Raw genomic sequence first — 21,619 nt, 5'->3', positions numbered from 1 at the left:
CCTTATAATATACAATAAATATATTTTATATTAAAAATTATAAAAATTTTTAAATTTATTTTTTTGTTTTTAGTAAAAAAACAGATTTCTTAAAAAATAAGAAATCTGTTTTCATTAATTATTTTTCTACCATATGAACTTTTAAATGGTTGTATGTCATTTCAACATTATACTTTTTAAACATTACAGCAATATTATCCATAAGAGCAAAATATGCAGTCCAATAATTTTCTGTGTCTGTCCAAGCTCTTATTCCATACTCTATATTACTATCTCTATAAGCCACTGTACATATAAATGGCTTAGGGTCTTTGTGAAACTCTGGTATTGTATCAACAGCCTCAAAAAGGGCTTTTTTCACATTTTCCATAGGTGATTCATAGGCAGCTGTAACATTAATATCAACACGTCTAAGTTTTTCATCTGTATAATTTATTATTTTACCAGCTGAAATATCACTGTTTGGTATATATATAACCTTATTATCGTATGTTACTATTTTTGTATAGTTAAGGCTTATAACTTTTACAATTCCACTTACGCCTCCAATTTCAACAAAATCACCAACAATAAAAGGTTTTGATACAAGTATAACAAGACCATTAGCAATATTAGAAAGTGTATCTTGTATAGCAAGAGAAACTGCAAGACCTGCCACACTTAAAAGTGCTATAAGAGACCTTGGGTCAATTCCAAGGGAATCTGCAACTATTATACCAGTTATAAAATAAAGTATAAGTTTTATAGAAGCATTTACAAATCCTGTAAAAGTTTTATCAAAAGGAAGTTTCTTTATTATCTTTGATAAAACTCTCATTAATATTTTTGATACTATATAACATACTATAAAAACTAATATTGCTGACCCAAGTTTTTCTAAAGTAAATGCGCCAAGGGCAGAATTTATTATAGTCTGTATTGTACTTGCTGACATATTTTTCTCCTTTATTTATTAATATATTTTAGAGCTTCTTCTCCTGTTTTTACAAGATATCTCATTGACTCAACAGGATAGTTTCCAGCTGCTGTTTCTCCTGTAAGCATTATAGAACTTGCACCATCAACAACAGCATTAAAAATATCAAGAACCTCTGCTCTTGTTGGAACTTTTTTTGTATGCATAGAATCCAACATTTGTGTCACTATCATAAATGGTTTATTATATTTTCTGCATTTTTCTGCAATAACTTTTTGAGCCTTTGGAAGTTCCCATAAATCCATAGAATTTCCCAAATCTCCCCTTGCTATTACAAAAGAGTCTGCAAAATCCATAAGCTCATCAAGTTTTTCTATTCCACTTTTATTTTCTATTTTAGCCAATATCTCTATATTTTCACAGTTAGATTTTAAAAGCTCATCTCTAAGACATATAAGGTCCTGTTTATTCCTAACAAAAGGAAGCATTACACCTGTAACGCCATATTCTAAAGCTTTTGATATATTAAGTCTGTCACTGTCTGTAAGTGTTGGAGGATTTATATTAGCTTCTGGAAAAGCCATACTTTTACTTGATTTAAGAGTTCCTCCTCTTAAAACAACACAAAGGGCACTTTTTTCATCAAAGCTTTCAACCTGAATAAGTATTTTACCATCATCAATAAGTATTTGTTGATTATTATTTATAGAACCAAAAATTATAGAAGGTACATCTATTATTCCTCCCTCTCCTATAATAATTTTTTCACCTTCTGAAATATTTATAGGAGCTTTTAAAGTTCCAGTTCTAAGCTCTGGCCCTTTAAGGTCTATAAGAAGTTTCATTTTTTTCCCTGTTATATTTTCCGCTTTTCTAAGTTTTTCAATATACTCTTTATTATCTTCAAGGTCTCCATGAGAAAGATTTAATCTTATCCCTGTCATACCTTCATCAATCATTTTAGATAATATATTTTCATCATTACAGGAAGGACCAAGAGTTCCGTAATAATCCATTTTTAATACTCCTTTCAGGTTTACTACATATAATAAAAAATATAATTGTAGTATTATCTATTGTTAATTACTCTGCTATAAAGATAACCTTCACGAACTCCATAACTGCTTACCATTATAACATCACAGCTATAATATTTTGCAATATTGTACAAAAGTGTGAGACCAGGTATTATTGTATGAATACGGTCAGGACATACTTTAAGAATAGCATTTATAGCCTCATTTTCACCTTTTTTCAATATATCAAGCATTTTTTCAAGATTTGAAAAAAGTATTGTTCTATTATCTGATGGAGCTTTAAACATAAAGTTATTAAGTTTTAATACAGCACGAATTGTACCACCTACACCACATATAATAGAATATTTTTCTTTCTTAATATCCTTTACTTTCTCAATTTCTTTAACAGATGTTTTATTAAGTTTTTCATTTTCAGATTTTGTAGGTATTATATTATCAACACATTTTTTATAAAGTTTAAGTGAACCAAGAGGTATACTTATAGCATTTATAATTTTTTTGCTACCATAAGAAACAAGCTCTGTACTTCCACCACCAATATCAACAAGTATTCCGTTGTTCATATCTATAATATTATGTGTAGCCCCTTCAAAATCAAGTTCAGCTTCTTCTTCACCAGAAACAATTTCAATATTTATTCCTGTTCTGTTATATATCTGTGTAACAGCATCATCTGTATTATCAACATTTCTAAGAGAAGCTGTTGCAAATACAAGTAAATTGCCTATATCAAAATTTTCTACAATTGATTTGAATTTTAAAAGAGCATTACATGCTGTATCAATACCTTCCTGTGTTATTTTATTGTCCTCAACATAACCAGCAAGACCAGCCATAACTTTTTGATTAAAAAGTATTTTAAAGTCTTCTCCTGTAACTCTGTAAACAGTAAGTCTTATAGTATTAGAACCTACGTCAATTATCGCATACATACCTATATTCCTCCCCAAAATTTTAAAAATTCTATAAACATTATATCATATTTTGTTTTTATTTAAACATAAAAATAAAAAACAGATGCAAGGCATCTGTTTTTAAATACATATATAATTAATTATACTGTATATGTTCTCCAGTAACTCTATAAATTATCCATTCACATATGTTTGTAGAATGGTCAGCAATTCTTTCAAGATATTTTACTATATATAAAAATCTTACCCCTTGGAATATCTTTGAACTATCTCTTTCCATAATACTTTCAATACTTGTAACAATATCTGTAAAATATGCATCAACTTTATCGTCACTTAAAGAAATGTCTCTAGCTTTTATTTCATCTGATTTTATATAACATTCTGTTGTTGAAGTAATCATTTCTTTTACAATAAATGACATATTTGAAATATCTTTTGTATCAAAAAGATATTTATCAGAGCTATCTATTATCTCTATAAGGTATTTAGCAATATCTGTACAGTGGTCAGCAATTCTTTCAAGGTCTGTTATAATTTTAAGAATAGATGTAACATTTCTAAGGTCAAAAGCTACTGGCTGTTCTCTAAGTATAAGACTTATGCACATTTTTTCTATATCAGCCTCAAGATTATCAACTATATTATCTCTTTCTATAACTTCATCAAGAATTGCTCTATCTCTTTTTTCCATGCCTTCAATAAGCATATCCATTGTTTTTTCAATGGTTGTATTCATCTTCATTATTTCTTTGTGAAGTTCACAAAGTCTGTTTTGAAATTCATTTCTCATAATAATATCATTTCTCCTTTTAAAAATATATAATCAACCGAAACGGCCTGTTATATAATCTTCTGTTCTCTTGTCACGAGGTGTATTAAATATTGTGTCTGTCTCATTAAATTCAACAACCTCACCAAGAAGGAAGAATGATGTATAATCAGAAATTCTGCTTGCCTGCTGCATATTATGAGTAACCATTATAATAGTATAATCATTTTTAAGCTCAACAGCAAGGTCCTCTATTTTAAGTGTTGATATAGGATCAAGAGCACTTGTAGGTTCGTCCATAAGAAGTACATCAGGTTTTACAGCAAGAGCTCTTGCAATACAAATTCTCTGCTGCTGTCCACCAGAAAGACCTAAGGCGTTTTTCTTAAGTCTATCTTTAACTTCGTCCCATATAGCAGCATCTCTAAGACTTTTTTCAACAATATCATCAAGCTCAGATTTTTTCTTTATACCATGAGTTCTTGGACCATAGGCGATGTTGTCATAGATACTCATTGGGAAAGGGTTGGGTTGCTGAAATACCATACCCACTCTTTTTCTTAAGTCTATGACATCAGTCTCGCCATATATGTCTTTTCCGTCAAGTCTAATTTCGCCATCTATTTTTACGCCTTCAACAAGGTCATTCATTCTGTTGAGTGTCTTTAAGAGAGTAGACTTCCCACATCCTGAAGGACCTATAAAAGCGGTGATTTTTTTCTCTGGAATTTCCATATTAATATCTTTAAGAGCGTGAAAACTTCCATAATGAAGATTTGTATCCTTTATTGAAAATTTAATTTTATCTTGCATTACTATTTCTCCTTATATATGTTTCAAATTATTTCATTACTGTATTTCTATTTAAGAATTTAGCAACTGAGTTTGCACAGAAGTTTATTATAGCTACAATAACTATAAGTACTGTTGCTGTTGCATATGCTTTTTCAAATGATATACCCTCTTTTGCAAGGAGGTAAAGATGAACTGAAAGTGTACGACCTGAGTTCATTATAGTTTCAGGAACTTTTGGAACCATACCTGCTGTCATATATATAGCAGCTGTCTCTCCCACAATTCTACCTATACTAAGTATTACTCCTGAAAGTATTCCAGGTATAGCAGAAGGAAGAACAACTTTTATAACAGTTCTTATTTTTGATGCACCAAGAGCAAGACTACCTTCTCTATAACTGTTAGGTACAGTTTTTAATGACTCCTCTGTTGTTCTTATAATTACAGGAAGAACCATTATACTTACTGTCAATGCTCCGGCAAGTATTGAGTAGCTAAATTTAAGCATTGTAACAAAGAATATAAGACCGAAAAGACCATATATAATAGAAGGAATACCAGCAAGACTTTCTATTGCAAATCTTATTACAGTTACAACTTTTCCCGGTTTAGCATATTCATTAAGATATATAGCTGCTCCAATACCTATTGGAGTTGATATTATAAGAGCTATAAATACTATCCATATAGTACTTATAATCATAGGAAGTACACCACCCTCATCTTTAAAAGGTGCTGTTGTTAAAAATTCAATATCAATTCCGCTTATACCATTAAATACTATGTAGAATATTATCCATATAAGTATACCGCAAGTAAAAACTGCTGAAACACCAATCAAAATTTTTAAAATAACATCTTTAGACTTTGAAATTTTCTTAAGTGCTTCTGTGCTTAATGTATTATTTATAACATAACAGACCGGTTTTATAAGGGCTATTATGAGAATTATTAAAGCTAACCATTTTAACATATATCAATTACCCCTCTTTTTTCTGAATGAAGTGAAGAACAACATTTAAACTCATTATAAAAACAAATAATATTACGCCTGTTGCAAAAAGAGCTTCCTGATGAAGTCCTGTTGAATAACCCATCTCTATGGCTATATTTGCAGTCATTGTTCTTACAGGGTCTGTTATGCTTTCTGGGATAATTACAGAGTTACCTGCTACAAGTATAACTGCCATTGTCTCGCCTATGGCACGTCCTATACCAAGAACAATTCCAGAGAAAACGCCAGATTTTGCGGCTGGTATAAGAACTGTAAATATTGTATGTACTTTTGTTGCACCAAGAGCATAAGCTCCTTCTTTATATTTTTTAGGAACAGCTGAGAGAGCTGTTTTTGTTGTTGTAATAATTGTAGGAAGTATCATAACTCCAAGTATTATTGAAGCGGCAAGAAGTGAGCTTCCTGCTCCTTTTCCTCCCAATGTATCATTTATAAGTGGTACTATAACAACAAGACCAAAGAAACCATATACTACTGAAGGTATACCTGCAAGAAGTTCAACAGCAGGATTTAAAATTTTCAGTATAGGTTTTGGTGCATATTCACTCATATAAACTGATGTAAGTATTCCAACAGGAACACCTATTATTACAGCACCTATTGTTACATAAACACTACCAATTATCATTGGAAGTATTCCAAATATTTCAGCACTAGGCATCCACTTTGTTCCCGCTATAAAATCCGCTATGCCGATTTCAAATATTGCAGGAAGTCCCATAACAAATATATAAAATGTTATTATACAAACACCAAACACTGAAACTCCGGCACATAGTAAGAATATTATTTTTGCTATAATTTCATATATATCTGACAATGTAAGTTTTTTTGTTTTTTTCTGTGGCTCTTTATCCATCATATTTACTTTTTCATAACCATTCTGGATAGCTCCGCCTAAAGCATTACCGTTCATACAGTAATCAACACTCCTTTTATTTTTTATTACAAAGAGATTTTAATATTATATTGTTAAACCCATATGTTATATATGTTAAAATATGTAGTTTCAATGTTAAAACCATGTTAAGTAAAAAAAGAGCCTGTAATATAACAGACTCTTTTTTATATAATTTATTATTTAATTGATATGTAGTTTTCAGAAACAATTGTCTGTCCTTCATCAAGGCAGTAGTCAAGATATTTCTGTGTAGCTTCTGAAACTTCTCCATTTGTAACAAGAAGGAGTGGTCTTGAAATTTTATATTCTCCTGATTTTACTGTTTCAACAGTAGGAGCAACTCCGTCAATTGATACTGTGTTCATAGTGTCATCAACATATCCAAGTGAAAGATAAGCAATTGAGTTTGTTTTTGAAGCAACACTTGCTTTAACAGCACCGTTACCTTCACAAATAAGAGCGTCTTCTCTTAATGTAGGAATTGCTTTTCCGTCAACTTCTTCTGTAAGCTCCATCATTTCCTCAAAAGCATCTCTTGTACCTGAACCAGATTCACGGCTTATTACAACGATATCTTCATCATTTCCGCCAACTTCTTTCCAGTTTGTAATTTCACCTTCAAATATTTTCTTAACTGTTTCAGAATCAAGGTCTTTTACAGGGTTTGCAGTGTTTACTACAACAGCAATTCCGTCATATGCAAGCACATGTTCTGTGATGCCTGTTGCTTTTTCTTCTTCTTTAAGCTCTCTTGATGAAGCTCCAATGTCAGCTGTTCCATCAATTGCAGCTTTAATACCTGCTGATGAACCAACACCCTGTACTTCAACACTGATACCAGGTTCAACTGATGCAAACTCGTCGGCAATACTCTGTGCAACAGGCTGAACTGTTGTTGAACCTACAACAGAAACTGTTCCAGTAACTCCCTCTTCTGTTCCACTCTGTTCAGTTTCCTGAGCTGTTCCATTATCAGATGCAGTGTCTGATGAACCGCAAGCTGTCATTGAAAAAGCCATCGCTAATATACATAAACCTGCTATTAATTTTTTCATTCTTAAAATCCTCCCAAAAATCCTTCTTCTTTTTGTTTTGTTTATTATTTTTTTGTTTGTTTTAACTTACGATGATATAATAACAATACATTGTTAAAAGAATATATTCTGTTTGTTAAGAGAATGTAAAAGTCTTTGTACCTAATTATTAACATAAAAAAAGTGCTGTTTTTACAGCACTTTGAATATTAATTAATCCCAATCTAAATCATCAACTTCAGCTCTTATAAGTTTTATTGCAACATAAACATAAGCTAATGCAAACATAAACCATAAATATGGAGCAAACTTTTTAATTTTTTGGCTGGAGTACATACCTATAATAATGCCTAATAAGAGAATACATGTTTTGAAAACTCCTACATCTAAAGCATTAAATGTTCTAAAACGCTCCATCAAATTATCAACAATAACGTCAAACTTAGTCATATTATCGCTCCCTTCTTCGTTATATTTTTATTATATTATCATAATATATAAAAGTAAATATACACTTTATAGATTTTAAATAATTGAAAATGAAAATTCACTATGTTATAATACACTTGTTCATAAATAATGAATAAATATGCCGAAATAGCTCAGTTGGTAGAGCAGCTCCCTCGTAATGAGCAGGTCGCGTGTTCAAGTCACGTTTTCGGCTTTAAAAAAAGTAATAATTTAAAATTAAATTATTACTTTTTTATTTTATTTCAATTTATTTGATATTTCATCTAATTTATCACATACATCTGTTATATCACTATAATCACAACCCATTATATTTTCTGTAACTCTATTTAATTTATAATATATATCTGTCAGAGAACCATATTCACTGTCTCCCTGTATCTCACTTAATTTATCATTAATTTTAACTAATTCATTTTTTATATCCTTTAAAATACTTATTAATTCTTCCATCATTACTTCTCCATAATAATTAAAATTTAATATTATTATAATTTAAAAAACAATACAAAACAATTTAAAAATTTTTAAATAAAAAAGCCAGAGCTCAAGCTCTGGCTTATATATAAAATTATACTCTTACTTCTTCTCCCTCATTTTCAAGAAGGTCTTTGTTTGCCTCTATTACAGGCATAACATAATTCATAACAAATTCTTCTGTCTGCTGTGGTGCACGACCTACGAAATTACTTGGAACCATAATTGCGTTAAGTTCTTCCATTGTAAGACCGAAAGTTTCGTCATTTGCAATTCTTTCAAGAAGGTCATTTGGTTTACCTTCCATCTTAACCATTTTTCCAGCTTCCATAGAATGAACTCTTATTCTCTCATGAAGTTCCTGTCTATTTCCGCCTTTTTTAACAGCGTCCATCATAATATTTTCAGTAGCCATAAAAGGAAGTTCGCTGTTAAGTCTCTGTTCAATAACTTTTGGATATACAACAAGACCATCAACAACGTTTCTATAAAGTATAAGTATAGAATCAACAGCAAGGAATGCTTCTGGTACACTTATTCTCTTATTAGCAGAGTCATCAAGAGTTCTCTCAAACCACTGTGTTGATGCTGTTATAGCTGGGTTTGTTGTGTCTGCAATAACATATCTTGCAAGAGAACCAATTCTTTCAGAACGCATAGGATTTCTCTTATATGCCATAGCAGATGAACCAATCTGTGATTTTTCAAATGGTTCTTCAATCTCTTTAAGGTGCTGTAAAAGTCTTATATCATTACTAAATTTATAAGCACTCTGAGCTATACCTGAAAGCACACTTAAAATCTGATAGTCAAGTTTTCTTGAGTATGTCTGACCTGAAACTTTGAAATAATCTTTATATCCCATTTTTTCAGCAATCATACCATCAATTTTTTTAACTTTTTCATGGTCACCATCAAAAAGTTCAAGGAAACTTGCCTGTGTTCCAGTTGTACCTTTTGAACCAAGAAGTTTTGCTTTTGAAAGCTGATAATCAAGGTCTTCAAGGTCCATCATAAGGTCCTGAAGCCATAAAGAAGCTCTCTTGCCTACTGTTGTAGTCTGAGCTGGCTGGAAATGAGTAAATCCAAGAGTAGGCATATCTTTATATTTAAGAGCAAATTTTGCAAGCTCATTTATAACATTTATAAGCTGCTTTCTAACAAGTTTCATAGCTTCTGTCATAATGATAATATCTGTATTATCACCAACATAACAACTTGTTGCACCAAGATGTATAATAGGCTCAGCCTTTGGAGCCTGTTTTCCGAAAGCATAAACATGGCTCATAACGTCATGTCTTACAACTTTTTCTCTAGCCTCTGCAACTTCATAATTAATATCGTCCTGATGAGCTTTCATTTCTTCAATCTGCTCATCTGTTATATTAAGACCAAGTTCTTGTTCAACTTCTGCAAGAGCAATCCAAAGTTTTCTCCATGTTTTAAATTTATAGTCTGGAGAAAAAAGATATGACATCTCTTTACTAGCATAACGTGAATTTAGCGGATTTTCGTATTTCTGTTTCATCTTTTGAGACCTCCTCTGAAACTGATGGTATTTCTGTTGGATAGTTACCTGTGAAACAAGCGTCACAGAAACCACATTTTGCACCTTTAGCTATATCGTGAAGATTTTCAAGTCCAAGATATCCAAGGCTATCAACTCCAACAACTTTTGCAATTTCTTCCACAGTATCATATTTACAAGCAATGAGTTTTTCTTTTGTAGGAACATCTGTACCATAATAACATGGCCAAAGGAATTTAGGTGCACTTACTCTCATATGAACTTCTTTAGCACCTGCTGCTCTTAATATATTTACAAGACGTGCTACTGTTGTACCCCTTACAATAGAGTCATCTATCATAATAACTCTTTTACCTTCAACAGTATGTCTTAATGCATTAAGTTTAATTTTTACAGCAGTTTCTCTCTGACCTTGTGTAGGACTTATAAATGTACGTCCTATATATCTATTTTTAACAAGACCTATTCCATAAGGAATGCCGGATTCCTCAGCATATCCTAAAGCTGCTGGAATACCAGAGTCAGGAACACCAATAACAACATCACCTTCAACAGCGTGCTGTCTTGCAAGCTGTCTTCCTGCCTCTTTTCTTGCTTCATAAACACTTACACCCTCAATAAAACTATCTGGACGAGCAAAGTATATATATTCAAATATACACATTCTTGATTTCTCTTTACCACAGTGAGTTTTTATTGATTTTATACCATCATCATTTATAACAACAATTTCACCCGGCTCAACATCTCGAACAAATTCTGCTCCAAGACCGTCAAAAGCACAAGTTTCTGATGAAAGTATGTAAGAATTATTAAGTTTTCCTATTGAAAGGGGACGTATTCCAAGTGGGTCACGACATCCAATAAGTTTTCTTGGGCTCATAACAACAAGAGAATATGAACCTTTTATTTTATACATAGTTCTTTCAATAGCTTCTTCAATAGAACCACATTTTACACGTTCTTTAGCTATTTTACATGCTATAACCTCAGAATCAATAGTAGTCTGGAAAATCATACCCTCCTGCTGAAGTTCATGACGAATTTCATTAGCATTTACAAGATTTCCGTTATGAGCAAGAGCAAGTGTTCCTTTAACATATCTTGAAACAAGAGGCTGTGCATTATTTCTAAGACTTCCACCTGCTGTTGAATAACGAACATGACCTATACCAATTTTTCCTGTAAGCTTTTCAACAACATCTTCTGAGAAAACTTCTGGAACAAGTCCCATATCTTTATACTGTTTTACAACTGTATCATCTGTTACAGCTATACCACAGCTCTCCTGTCCTCTATGCTGAAGTGCAAAAAGTCCGTAATATACTATTCTTCCTGTATCTTCATCATCATTATTATAATAACCGAAAACACCACATTCTTCTTTTAATTCGTCTTCAATATATATATCTTCAAATAAGTTGTCTTCTTTAAGCATTCTTTGATTTTCCTCCCATTAAATTAAAAGAGTAAATTATCTTGAAGTAATTCTTCTCCAAACCTCATTATAAGCGTCTTCTACACCGCCAAGGTCTCTACGGAAACGGTCTTTGTCAAGTTTCTCTCTTGTATCTTTATCCCAAAGTCTGCAAGTATCAGGAGAAATTTCATCAGCAAGTATAATTCCTTCTTTACAACGTCCGTATTCAACTTTAAAATCAACAAGTATTATATTACATTCAAGGAAAAATTTCTGTAAGAGTTCGTTTACTTTTTTTACACTTTCAGTGATTTCTTCTATTTCTTCAGCAGTAGCTATACCGATAGCCTCAATCTGTGAATTGTTAATCATAGGATCGTTAAGTGCGTCATTTTTATATGAGAATTCTACGATAGGATTGTTTAAGTCTGTACCTTCAGGCACGCCATATTTTGCAGAAAAACTGCCTGCTGCAATATTTCTTACAATTACTTCGAGGGGAACTATTTCTACTTTTTTTACAAGAGTTTCTCTGTCGCTAAGTTCTTCAACAAGATGTGTTTTTACTCCGTTTTCATTAAGGTATTTAAACACAAGATTAGTCATCTTATTATTTATTACACCTTTTCCTGATATTGTGCCTTTTTTCGCACCATTAAAAGCTGTTGCATCATCTTTGTAATCAACAATGTAAAGGTCTTCATCATCTGTTCTGTAAACTTTTTTTGCTTTTCCTTCGTAAAGCATATCTAATTTTTTCATATTGCCCTCCTGAAAATCACGATAAAGCCGGGTAACGAAATACGTCGGCTTATTAAGAGTATTAGTTTTATTAAGTTGATTAATGAATTACTTCCCTTTTATGGTACAAAATTATGGAATAAACTTCAATAGTTTTTTTTTACAGTAAAAATCAATTAAAGAGTATCAAAACAGTGATTGTTGTCATATTTAACACTTTTGTTTGTATAAAATAAATAATTTATCAATTACAAAAAGCCTAATGGTCATTTAATTATATAACAATATTTACAGACTTTTTAAATTATAAAGTGTAAATATAAGTGAGGTGATATTTTGAGTGAGAAAAATATAAAAGTAAGTCTTATAATACCCGTATATAATGTAGAAAAATATATTTATAAATGTTTAAAATCTGCTGTAAATCAGACTTTTAAAGATATGGAAATAATAATTGTAAATGATGGTTCAAAGGATAATTCTTATAAAATAATAGAAAAATATAAAAACAAATATGATAATATAAAAGTTATAAATCAAGAAAATTCCGGTCTTAGCAGTGCTAGAAACACAGGGATAAAAATTTCATGTGGAAAATATATAGCTTTCGCTGACAGTGATGATTATTTTTCAAAAAGATTTATAGAATATATGTACACAACAGCAGAAAAAAAGAATTGTGACATTGTTGTATGTGGGTTTAAGAGAATATCAGAAAGCAAAAAATTGAAAATCAAAAACAAACCTCTTAAAACTAAAATTTTTTCATCTGAAAAAGCTCTTAAAATATTAATAGAAGATGTTTTTATAAATAATTTTGCATGGAATAAACTTTACAAAAGAGAGCTTTTCACAGAAAACAATATATATTTTCCTGTGGGAAAAACTTATGAAGATATGTATGTTTCATACAGACTTTTTCATAAATCAAATAAAATAGCTGTTATAAATAAAAAATTATACTGCTATGTTCAGCGTAAAAAAAGCATAACTTCATCTTTTACAGAAAAGAATTTTGATGATATAAAATTAGGTCTTTATGACATGAAAAACTATCTATTAGAAAATAAAATTTATAATAAATATGCTTTTTCATACAAATTTCTTGTGATAAAAAATATCCTTATATTGATATACAAAATTATAATTTCAAAAGATATAACACCAAAAATAAAAATAAAACTTCTAAAAGAACTTAAAAAAATATAAGCAGGCATAAAAGCCTGCTTTATTTTTTACTGTGTATATAAAAGTTCTTCTTTTATACAATAAACGTCTTCACCGTGTAACTCAATAATATATGGTATTGTCTGTTGTTCAAGAGGTAATTCTTCTCGATATGAAGAACCCTTTATAAACTCATCAATATTATTTGTTCTATATCTTCTGTCACCATCTGCTTCATTTTCATCTATGTAATATAAATTAAAATCAACAAAGTCATAGGCTGTATCATCTGTGATTTTATATTCATCTGCTTCAAAAGTTGGATTATATATATAATATCCATTAGGAAAATCACTGTCATTAATATTAAGTTCTTCCATTCTTTCTTTATCGCTATTCTCTATAATCTCAACTTCATCAACATATAATTTATCACCATCTATGAATATATATCCGGCTATCTCCTCCGAAATATCTGTTGTATTTTCTTGATTTTTTTCTACTTCATCTGTATTATCTGTATTTGTATTACAGCCAGACAACATTACTAAAAACATAATACTTAATAATAAAATGCTTTTCTTCATAGAGCCAACCTCCTTTTATGTTAAATATATCTTAAAAAAGTGTAAGCTGATTTGTTTCCGGTATACCTTTTAAAACTCCATTTTCCTTTAAAAGTTCAACAAGAGTTTTACCTACTGATGTATTTTCTTTAAATTCCTCTATTGTATGGAATTCTGTAACATTCTTTCTTCCATCAACAATACTTTGAGCAGCTGTAAGTCCCAAGCCCTGAAGGGAACTGAAAGGAGGTATAAGTCCCTCATCAGTGACAATAAATTTTGTCGCATCAGATTTATAAAGGTCAATAGGAAGGAATTTAAAGCCTCTTGCATAAAACTCAACTATTATTTCAAGGACAGTCAATTTATTTTTATCTTTTGCCGTTGCTGATTGTCCTTTTTCATTAATTTCCCTTATTGCATCTTTAGCCACATCAATTCCTTTACACATTGTACCATAATCAAAGTCATCACAAGCTCTTACAGTAAAGTATGCAGCATAATAAGCCATAGGATAATTAACTTTAAAATATGCAATTCTGAAAGCCATCATAACATAAGCGGCAGCATGAGCCTTAGGGAACATATACTTTATTTTCTGACAAGATTTTATATACCAATCAGGCACATTTGAGGCTTTCATATCTGCAATATCTTCATCAGTAAGACCTTTACCCTTACGAACCTTTTCCATTATTTTAAATGACTTTTTCTTGTCAACACCTTTATTTATAAGATAAATCATAATACTGTCACGAGTTGATATTGTCTCTTTAAGTGTTATAACACCCTGTTCAATAAGCTCTTGAGCATTATTTATCCAAACATCAGTACCATGAGAAAGACCTGATATTCTCAAAAGGTCGGCAAAAGTTTTAGGTTTAGTGTCAACAAGCATTTGACGTACAAATTTTGTACCAAACTCCGGTATACCTAAAGTTCCTGTCTCACAATTTATATCCTCTGGAGTAACTCCTAAAGCCTTTGGAGACTCAAAAAGTGACATTGTATCTTTATCACCAAGAGATACAGACTGAGGATTTACTCCTGTAAGGTCATAAAGCATACGAATAACCGTAGGGTCGTCATGGCCCAGAAGGTCAAGTTTTAAAAGTCGTCCACTTATTGAGTGATAATCAAAGTGAGTTGTTGTTACATTAGATGTTGTATCATTGGCAGGACGTTGTACAGGACAAAATTCATATATATTATGGTCATTTGGAACTACCATAAGTCCTCCAGGATGCTGTCCTGTTGTTCTCTTTATACCAGTACAGCCTGATACAAGACGATTTATTTCTGCATTATGGGCAGTTATATGTCTTTCATCAAGATATTTTTTAACAAAGCCATAGGCTGTTTTATCGGCTAATGTACCTATTGTACCAGCTTTAAAAACATGACCTTTTCCAAAAAGCTCCTCTGTATAGGCATGAGCTTGCTGTTGATATTCTCCAGAGAAATTAAGGTCAATATCCGGTTCTTTATCTCCATTAAATCCCAAGAATGTCTCGAAAGGTATGTCATGACCTTCTTTTTTTAGAAGTGTACCACATACAGGACACATTTTATCAGGCATATCACAGCCAGAGCCTTCCTCCATAGCTGTTGCTTTTACAACATCAGAATCAAAATCAGAATATTTACAGTTAGGGCACACATAGTGAGGTTGTAAAGGATTTACCTCTGTTATTCCCGCCATAGTTGCAACGAATGAAGAACCAACAGAACCTCTAGAACCAACAAGATATCCATCTTCAACAGATTTCCAAACAAGTTTCTGTGCAATTATGTAAAGTACAGAATAACCATTTGATATAATAGAATTAAGCTCTTTATCAAGTCTCTCTTTAACCACAGGTGGCAGAGGGTCTCCATATATTGATACAGCTTTTTCATTTGTTATTTTTCTAAGCTGTTCCTCTGCTCCTTCAATTTTAGGAGGGAAAGTCTCATCAGGAACAGGCTTTATATTTTCTATCATATCAGCAATTAAATTTGTATTTGTTATTACAATTTCTTTTGCTTTTTCTTTTCCAAGATACTCAAATTCTTTGAGCATTTCTTCTGTGGTTCTATAATAAAGAGGAGCTTGATTATCTGCATCAGTAAAGCCTTCTGCTGCCATTATTATTTTTCTGAAAGCAGCGTCCTCAGGGTCTATGAAATGAACATCACAGGTAGCCACAACAGGTTTATTATTTTGTTCTCCAAGCTCAACTATTTTTCTATTAAAATTCATTATATCTTCAACAGAATTTACAGCATCAATTTTATTTGAATTTATCATAAATTTGTTGTTGCCTAAAGGCTGTATTTCAAGATAATCATAGAAATTTACAATCTCATTTATATATTCATCAGGCTTATGGTCAAGTAAAGCCCTATAAAGTTCTCCAGCTTCACAGGCACTTCCTATTATAAGTCCCTCTCTCATTTTTATAAATTTACTTTTTGGTATTCTAGGACGTTTAAAGAAATAATCTATATGAGCAATAGAAATAAGCTCATAAAGATTTCTTAACCCTTTATAATTTTTTACAAGTATTACGGCATGATGTGGTTTAAGTTTTTTATAGTTTACTGTACGACTAGATAAAACATTTATATCTTCAAGAGTATATACATCTTTATCTTTCATCATATCAATAAATTTTATAAAAATTTCAGCTGTAGCCTGAGCATCATTTACAGCTCTATGGTGTCCCTCTAAAGACACTCCAACAGCCTCAGCAACAATATCAAGTTTATGTTTTTTAAGGTCTGGAAGGAGAGTTCTTGCCAATTCAAGAGTATCTAAAACTGTATTATCAAAAGGTTTCATTCCTAAAACTTTAGTATTATGTCTTATAAAACCAACGTCAAAACCTGCATTATGTGCCACAATAACATAATCCTTACAGAAATCCATAAACTGTGAAAGAACAACTGAAATATCAGGAGCATCTTTTACCATATCATTTGTTATTCCTGTAAGTTTTGTTATATCCTCACTTATAGGTATTTGAGGATTGACAAATGTACTAAATTTATCTGTAATCTGACCTTTTTCTATTTTTACAGCTCCAATTTCTGTAATTTTATCTTTTTCCCTTGAAAGACCTGTTGTCTCAATATCAAATACAATAAATGTATCATCAATATTTTGACCTTTAGGACAAGTTACAACACTTCCAAGGTCATCTACAAGATAAGCCTCAACACCATAAAGAACCTTAATTCCAGCTTTTTTAGCTGCGTCCATAGCGTCAGGAAAAGCCTGAACAACACCATGGTCAGTTACAGCAATAGCCTTATGTCCCCATTTTGCAGCTCTTTCTATGTATTTTTTGACAGATGTAACACCGTCCATACTACTCATCTGTGTATGTAAATGAAGTTCAACTCTCTTTTCAAGGGCATTGTCCATTCTTTCAGGTGGTTTTTCAGCTATACAAATATCTTTTGCCAAAAGGTTTATCTCTTTTGCATATTTGTCAAACTGAACATCTCCCCTAACTTTAAGATAAGCATTGTTTTTAATAATACTACTTAATTCTTTATCAAAAACATTTTTAGAAACAAAGAATTTTACTGTTGTAGAGTCGGAAAGGTCTGTTATATCGAAGGATACAATATATTTTTCTCCTTTTATTTCTCTCTTATCCACATTGAAAAGGTGACCTTCTATTATTACCTTTTCCCCTTCTATCTTAGAATTTATAATCTTTATTACATCTCCTGTAATTTCTTTTCCTATAAGTATTCCGTTTTTAACTTTTTCAGCAACATACTCTATTTTTTCATCAGCCTTTGTTTTTTCTTCTTTAGCCTGATTTTCTATAACAGTATTTAAAATATCTTGCTCCCTATTTTCAACTTCTTTATAAAAACATTCTTTCTGTTCATCTGTAAGTTTTTCATTTTTAAAGAAAACACGTATATTTATATTATTTTGTTCTTTAAATTTTTCTTCAATTTTTTTATCCATGCCCTTTTTAAACATATAATAAGATGCATTATTTTTAACACGGATATAAAGTTTATTTTCTTCAATATCCCACATGGCATTTCTTATAATACCACGACAAAGAGGACTTTCCTCTGAAATCATATGAACTATATTATCCCAGCTTTTTTCAACAATATCTGAAACAGAAACCTCTCCCAGAATATTAAATGACAATGAAACTATAACATCATTAACCCCAGGAAGTTGTTCCATAAGCTCATATTTGAACACATCAAGAACTTTTTCATCTACTATATGGTCCATAACCATTTTTATTTCCATTATTTTTTCACGTTTGTGAATTTGTATAGAATTTATAACAGCTTCACCAAAAGTCTCTTTTATTCTAGGTGAAAGGGATATTTTTTCAAAAACAGTATTAAATTTTTTAGCAGTCATAAATTATCTCCACACTTTTCAAACTCTTAAAGTTTATCAATCTCTTTCATAAGCTCAGAAACAAGGATTTCTTCAGGAACTTTTCTCAAAATTTCGCCTTTTTTAAATATAAGCCCCTCGCCTTTTCCTCCAGCTATTCCAATATCAGCTTCCTTAGCTTCTCCTGGTCCATTTACAATGCAACCCATAACAGCAACTTTTATATCTTTATCAATGTTTTTACATTTTTGTTCAACTTCTTTTGCTATTGATATTAAATCAATTTGAGTTCTTCCGCAGGTAGGACAAGAAACAAATTCAATTCCAAATTTTCTCATTCCTAAGTCCTTTAAAATTTCTTTTGCTGCATAAATTTCATCAACAGGGTCGCCAGTAAGTGAAACACGTATTGTGTCACCAATTCCCCTTGAAAGTATAGCACCTATACCGACAGCAGATTTAACAGTTCCAGACCAAGTTGTTCCAGCCTCTGTTATTCCAACATGGAGAGGATAAGGAATTTCATCGGAAAGTATAGAATAAGCCTCAATACTAAAAGGAACACTTGAAGCCTTTATTGATACAACTATATCTTCAAAATTGTATTTTTCAAGTATTCTCACATGATTTAAAGCACTCTCAACAAGACCTCTAGGAGTTACACCCTTATATTTTTCAACAAGATATTTCTCCAAAGAGCCACTGTTTACACCTATTCTTATAGGAATATGTCTACTTTTAGCCATATCAACAACTTGTTTTATTCTGCTTTCATCACCGATATTTCCCGGATTTATTCTTATTTTATCAATGCCCCCTTCCATAGCTTTAAGGGCAAGTCTATAATCAAAATGTATATCAGCCACAAGAGGTATATGAATTTCTTTTTTAATTCCTTTTATAGCCTCAGCAGCTTCCATATCAGGCACAGCAACTCTTATAATCTCACAGCCGGCTTTTTCAAGGTCAAGTATTTGTTTTACTGTTGATTTAATATCTCTTGTATCTGTATTACACATAGATTGAATTGCAACAGGATTTGTTCCACCTATTAAAACATCACCTATTTTTACTTCTCTTACTTGTTTTCTCTTTATAAATTCCATAGCATTTTCCTCCGAAAAACACAAACTTTTCCAATAGTTAAAAACAGTCTGAACTTCATAAGAAATCCAGACTGAAATTTTGTAAAATATTTATCGTCAATATAATTGGTTTCAGCCTAAAAATATTCTTGCAATATCATTATAAGCTATAAAAACCATAAATGCCATAAGAAATGCAAAACCTATAAAATGAACCATACCTTCTTTTTCAGGGTCAATAGGTTTTCCCCTAAAGGCTTCTATTATAAGAAAAACAAGTCTTCCTCCGTCCATAGCAGGTATAGGGAAAAGATTTAAAGCTCCAAGGTTTGCACTGAGTAATGCTGCTATATATGATATATTTGCAATAGCTGCACCTATACTGTATTTTATACCCTGCTCGTAGGACTCACCAACAACCTCTATTATACCAATAGGTCCTGCAACTTCGTCCATAGACACATTAAATGTAAAAAGTCTTATAAAACCTTCAACAGTTGAACGTATATAGAAAAACATTGTATTAAAACCTGTCACAATAGTTTCACCAATTGTGGCTTTATCGAAACTATCATAATCTTTGTCAAATATACCTGTTTTTACTGCTGGATTAAAACCTATAATCCATCTTCCGTCCTCTGTTTTGTAAGGTTCAACAGTTATATTAACTTTTTCACCATTTCTCTTAACTTGAAGTTCAACAGTTTCACCTTGATTTTGTGCCATAAAAAGACTTAAATCTTCATATACAAATATATGAGTATTATTTATTTTAGTGATTTTATCACCTATCATTAAACCAGCTTCAGCAGCATTTCCACCTGCCTCAAGTCCTGCAACAATAGGCTGTGCAAAACCTGATGTTCCAACAAGACCTGTACATATTATGAAAGCAAGAACAAAATTCATAATAGGACCAGCTGCAACAACAGCTATTCTTTTAAATACACTTTTACTGTTGAAAGCTCTCTCATCTTTTAAATCTTCATCCTCTCCCATCATTCTACAAAATCCACCTAATGGAAAAGCACGTATTGAGTATAGAGTTTCACCAAATTGTTTTGAAACTAATATAGGTCCCATTCCTATGGCAAACTCCTCAACAAATATCCCACTTTTTTTAGCTACAATATAATGACCAAATTCATGTACTAATACAAGAATACTGAAAACAATTATAGCTATTATTAAAGGCAGAATATTTGAAAAAATATTTGTCAAATAAATCACCTCTTAAAAACAATATAGAATTATTTTACTGTCTGATTATATACGAACTCTCTAGCCCATTTGTCCGCTTCAAGAACAGTTTTCAAATCATAATTATATACAGGACTATATGAATTCATAGTTTTTTCTATCAATTCAGGTATCTGTAAAAATGATATTTCTCTGTTTAAAAATCTTTCAACGGCAACTTCATTTGCTGCATTCATTACAGCAGGCATTGTTCCACCTTCATTAATTGCTCTAAAAGCAAGACTTAAACATTTGAATGTATCCATATCAGGTTTTTCAAAAGTTAAATTATTATGTTCAAACAAATCAAGTCTAGGAAGATTTGTATCAACACGTTTAGGATATAACAAAGCATACTGTATAGGAAGTCGCATATCTGGTGCTCCAAGCTGTGCAATAACAGCTCCGTCCTCAAATTCAACTGCTGAATGAATAATACTCTGTGGGTGTACAAGAACCTGTATTTGATTTACATTTACATTAAAAAGCCATACAGCCTCTATAACTTCAAGTCCTTTATTCATAAGAGTAGCTGAGTCTATTGTTATTTTTCTACCCATAACCCAATTAGGATGTTTTAAGGCATCATCAACAGTGACATTTTTAAGTTCATCTATTGTTTTTCCTCTAAAACTTCCACCAGAAGCTGTTAAAAGTATTTTATAAATATTATTATCATGCTTTCCCTGTAAACACTGGAAAATTGCAGAATGTTCACTGTCAACAGGAAGTATTTTTATACCCTTTCCCATAGCTGTTCTCATTACAAGTTCACCGGCAGAAACAAGAGTTTCTTTGTTTGCCAAAGCAATATTTTTATTTGATTTTATAGCTTCAAGAGTAGGCTCAAGTCCCACATTTCCAACAACAGATGTCAAAACTGTTTCAACATTTTCCATTGTTGCAACTTTAATAAGACCTTCCATGCCTCCCAAAACTTTTATATTTTCACTTTTAAGTCTTTTTTTAAGCTCAATAGATTTTTCTTCATCCATAACAGCAACTATTTCAGGTTTAAATTCTAAAGCCTGTTTTTCAAGTAAATCTATATTATTATTGCCTGTTATACCATGAACTTTTATGTCATCACCCTTAACCGCTCTAACTACATCAAGGGCTTGAGTTCCTATTGAACCAGTTGAACCAAGTATTGAAATATTATTTATCAA

Annotated in this window: 19 protein-coding genes and 1 tRNA gene; 2 read left to right on the top strand and 18 right to left on the bottom strand. The window is 31.4% G+C overall.

Translation table 11 applies throughout. The annotated features are described in order from the left end of the window. Positions 1–118: 118 nt before the first annotated feature. The 9 genes from B5E58_RS03230 to B5E58_RS03190 form a co-directional block, all read right to left on the bottom strand. Complete coding sequence (locus tag B5E58_RS03230; protein WP_088108239.1) at positions 119–934, bottom strand: mechanosensitive ion channel family protein; 816 nt, start codon at positions 932–934, stop codon at positions 119–121. A gap of 11 nt (positions 935–945) precedes the next feature. Next, positions 946–1,932, bottom strand: coding sequence for a pyruvate kinase (gene pyk, locus B5E58_RS03225; RefSeq protein WP_088108238.1), 987 nt, complete (start codon positions 1,930–1,932; stop codon positions 946–948). Between the two features lie 53 nt (positions 1,933–1,985). Then, a complete protein-coding gene (locus tag B5E58_RS03220) occupies positions 1,986–2,888 on the bottom strand; it encodes a Ppx/GppA phosphatase family protein (RefSeq protein WP_088108237.1) in 903 nt (300 codons plus the stop codon). A 118-nt stretch (positions 2,889–3,006) separates the two neighbouring features. Then, the gene (gene phoU, locus B5E58_RS03215) at positions 3,007–3,663 is read right to left on the bottom strand and encodes a phosphate signaling complex protein PhoU (RefSeq protein ID WP_088108236.1); all 657 of its coding nucleotides are present in this window, start codon (positions 3,661–3,663) and stop codon (positions 3,007–3,009) included. Between the two features lie 33 nt (positions 3,664–3,696). Beyond that, positions 3,697–4,455 carry a phosphate ABC transporter ATP-binding protein PstB gene (gene pstB / locus B5E58_RS03210; RefSeq protein WP_088108235.1) on the bottom strand — a complete coding sequence of 253 codons (759 nt, stop codon included), beginning with the start codon at positions 4,453–4,455 and terminating at the stop codon, positions 3,697–3,699. A gap of 28 nt (positions 4,456–4,483) precedes the next feature. After that, positions 4,484–5,410 (bottom strand): phosphate ABC transporter permease PstA, encoded by a 927-nt coding sequence (pstA, locus tag B5E58_RS03205; RefSeq protein WP_330395603.1) that lies wholly within the window; start codon positions 5,408–5,410, stop codon positions 4,484–4,486. A 7-nt stretch (positions 5,411–5,417) separates the two neighbouring features. Then, positions 5,418–6,311 carry a phosphate ABC transporter permease subunit PstC gene (pstC, locus tag B5E58_RS03200; protein WP_088108253.1) on the bottom strand — a complete coding sequence of 298 codons (894 nt, stop codon included), beginning with the start codon at positions 6,309–6,311 and terminating at the stop codon, positions 5,418–5,420. A gap of 218 nt (positions 6,312–6,529) precedes the next feature. After that, positions 6,530–7,408: a phosphate ABC transporter substrate-binding protein gene (locus tag B5E58_RS03195; protein WP_088108234.1), complete on the bottom strand. Its 879-nt coding sequence runs from the start codon at positions 7,406–7,408 to the stop codon at positions 6,530–6,532. Between the two features lie 192 nt (positions 7,409–7,600). Next, entirely contained in the window at positions 7,601–7,837 is a 237-nt protein-coding gene (locus tag B5E58_RS03190) for a hypothetical protein (RefSeq protein ID WP_088108233.1), read from the bottom strand. Positions 7,838–7,978: 141 nt separating this feature from the next. Here B5E58_RS03190 and B5E58_RS03185 point away from each other — a divergent pair. Next, positions 7,979–8,051: transfer RNA gene (locus B5E58_RS03185), tRNA-Thr, on the top strand. 44 nt (positions 8,052–8,095) lie between these two features. Here B5E58_RS03185 and B5E58_RS03180 read toward each other — a convergent pair. The 4 genes from B5E58_RS03180 to purC all read right to left on the bottom strand — a co-directional run bounded on the left by B5E58_RS03180 (position 8,096) and on the right by purC (position 12,045). Beyond that, complete coding sequence (locus B5E58_RS03180; protein WP_143597228.1) at positions 8,096–8,314, bottom strand: hypothetical protein; 219 nt, start codon at positions 8,312–8,314, stop codon at positions 8,096–8,098. 115 nt (positions 8,315–8,429) lie between these two features. Next, positions 8,430–9,863 carry an adenylosuccinate lyase gene (gene purB, locus B5E58_RS03175; protein WP_088108231.1) on the bottom strand — a complete coding sequence of 478 codons (1,434 nt, stop codon included), beginning with the start codon at positions 9,861–9,863 and terminating at the stop codon, positions 8,430–8,432. Beyond that, positions 9,820–11,301 (bottom strand): amidophosphoribosyltransferase, encoded by a 1,482-nt coding sequence (gene purF, locus B5E58_RS03170; protein ID WP_088108230.1) that lies wholly within the window; start codon positions 11,299–11,301, stop codon positions 9,820–9,822. Before purF ends, purB begins: the two co-directional genes overlap by 44 nt. Before the next feature lie 36 nt (positions 11,302–11,337). Continuing rightward, positions 11,338–12,045 carry a phosphoribosylaminoimidazolesuccinocarboxamide synthase gene (purC, locus tag B5E58_RS03165; protein ID WP_088108229.1) on the bottom strand — a complete coding sequence of 236 codons (708 nt, stop codon included), beginning with the start codon at positions 12,043–12,045 and terminating at the stop codon, positions 11,338–11,340. Between the two features lie 315 nt (positions 12,046–12,360). On the opposite strand from purC, the gene B5E58_RS03160 reads away from it, so the two are divergent. After that, positions 12,361–13,233: a glycosyltransferase family 2 protein gene (locus B5E58_RS03160; protein WP_158097653.1), complete on the top strand. Its 873-nt coding sequence runs from the start codon at positions 12,361–12,363 to the stop codon at positions 13,231–13,233. 26 nt (positions 13,234–13,259) lie between these two features. On the opposite strand, the gene B5E58_RS03155 is transcribed toward B5E58_RS03160, so the two are convergent. The 5 genes from B5E58_RS03155 to B5E58_RS03135 form a co-directional block, all read right to left on the bottom strand. Next, positions 13,260–13,778 (bottom strand): membrane lipoprotein lipid attachment site-containing protein, encoded by a 519-nt coding sequence (locus tag B5E58_RS03155; protein WP_088108227.1) that lies wholly within the window; start codon positions 13,776–13,778, stop codon positions 13,260–13,262. A 31-nt stretch (positions 13,779–13,809) separates the two neighbouring features. Further along, a complete protein-coding gene (locus B5E58_RS03150) occupies positions 13,810–18,147 on the bottom strand; it encodes a PolC-type DNA polymerase III (protein ID WP_088108226.1) in 4,338 nt (1,445 codons plus the stop codon). A 26-nt stretch (positions 18,148–18,173) separates the two neighbouring features. Beyond that, positions 18,174–19,232 (bottom strand): flavodoxin-dependent (E)-4-hydroxy-3-methylbut-2-enyl-diphosphate synthase, encoded by a 1,059-nt coding sequence (ispG, locus tag B5E58_RS03145; protein WP_088108225.1) that lies wholly within the window; start codon positions 19,230–19,232, stop codon positions 18,174–18,176. A 111-nt stretch (positions 19,233–19,343) separates the two neighbouring features. Continuing rightward, positions 19,344–20,432: an RIP metalloprotease RseP gene (gene rseP / locus B5E58_RS03140; RefSeq protein ID WP_158097652.1), complete on the bottom strand. Its 1,089-nt coding sequence runs from the start codon at positions 20,430–20,432 to the stop codon at positions 19,344–19,346. A 29-nt stretch (positions 20,433–20,461) separates the two neighbouring features. Then, positions 20,462–21,616: a 1-deoxy-D-xylulose-5-phosphate reductoisomerase gene (locus tag B5E58_RS03135; protein WP_088108252.1), complete on the bottom strand. Its 1,155-nt coding sequence runs from the start codon at positions 21,614–21,616 to the stop codon at positions 20,462–20,464. Between the last annotated feature and the right edge of the window lie 3 nt (positions 21,617–21,619).

This window comes from Tyzzerella sp. An114 (assembly GCF_002161055.1).
GTDB classification, from domain to species: Bacteria; Bacillota; Clostridia; order Lachnospirales; family Anaerotignaceae; genus Fimicola; species Fimicola cottocaccae.
Note: the sequence above shows the minus strand (reverse complement) of the source record. Positions and strands in the feature narration are given on the sequence as shown.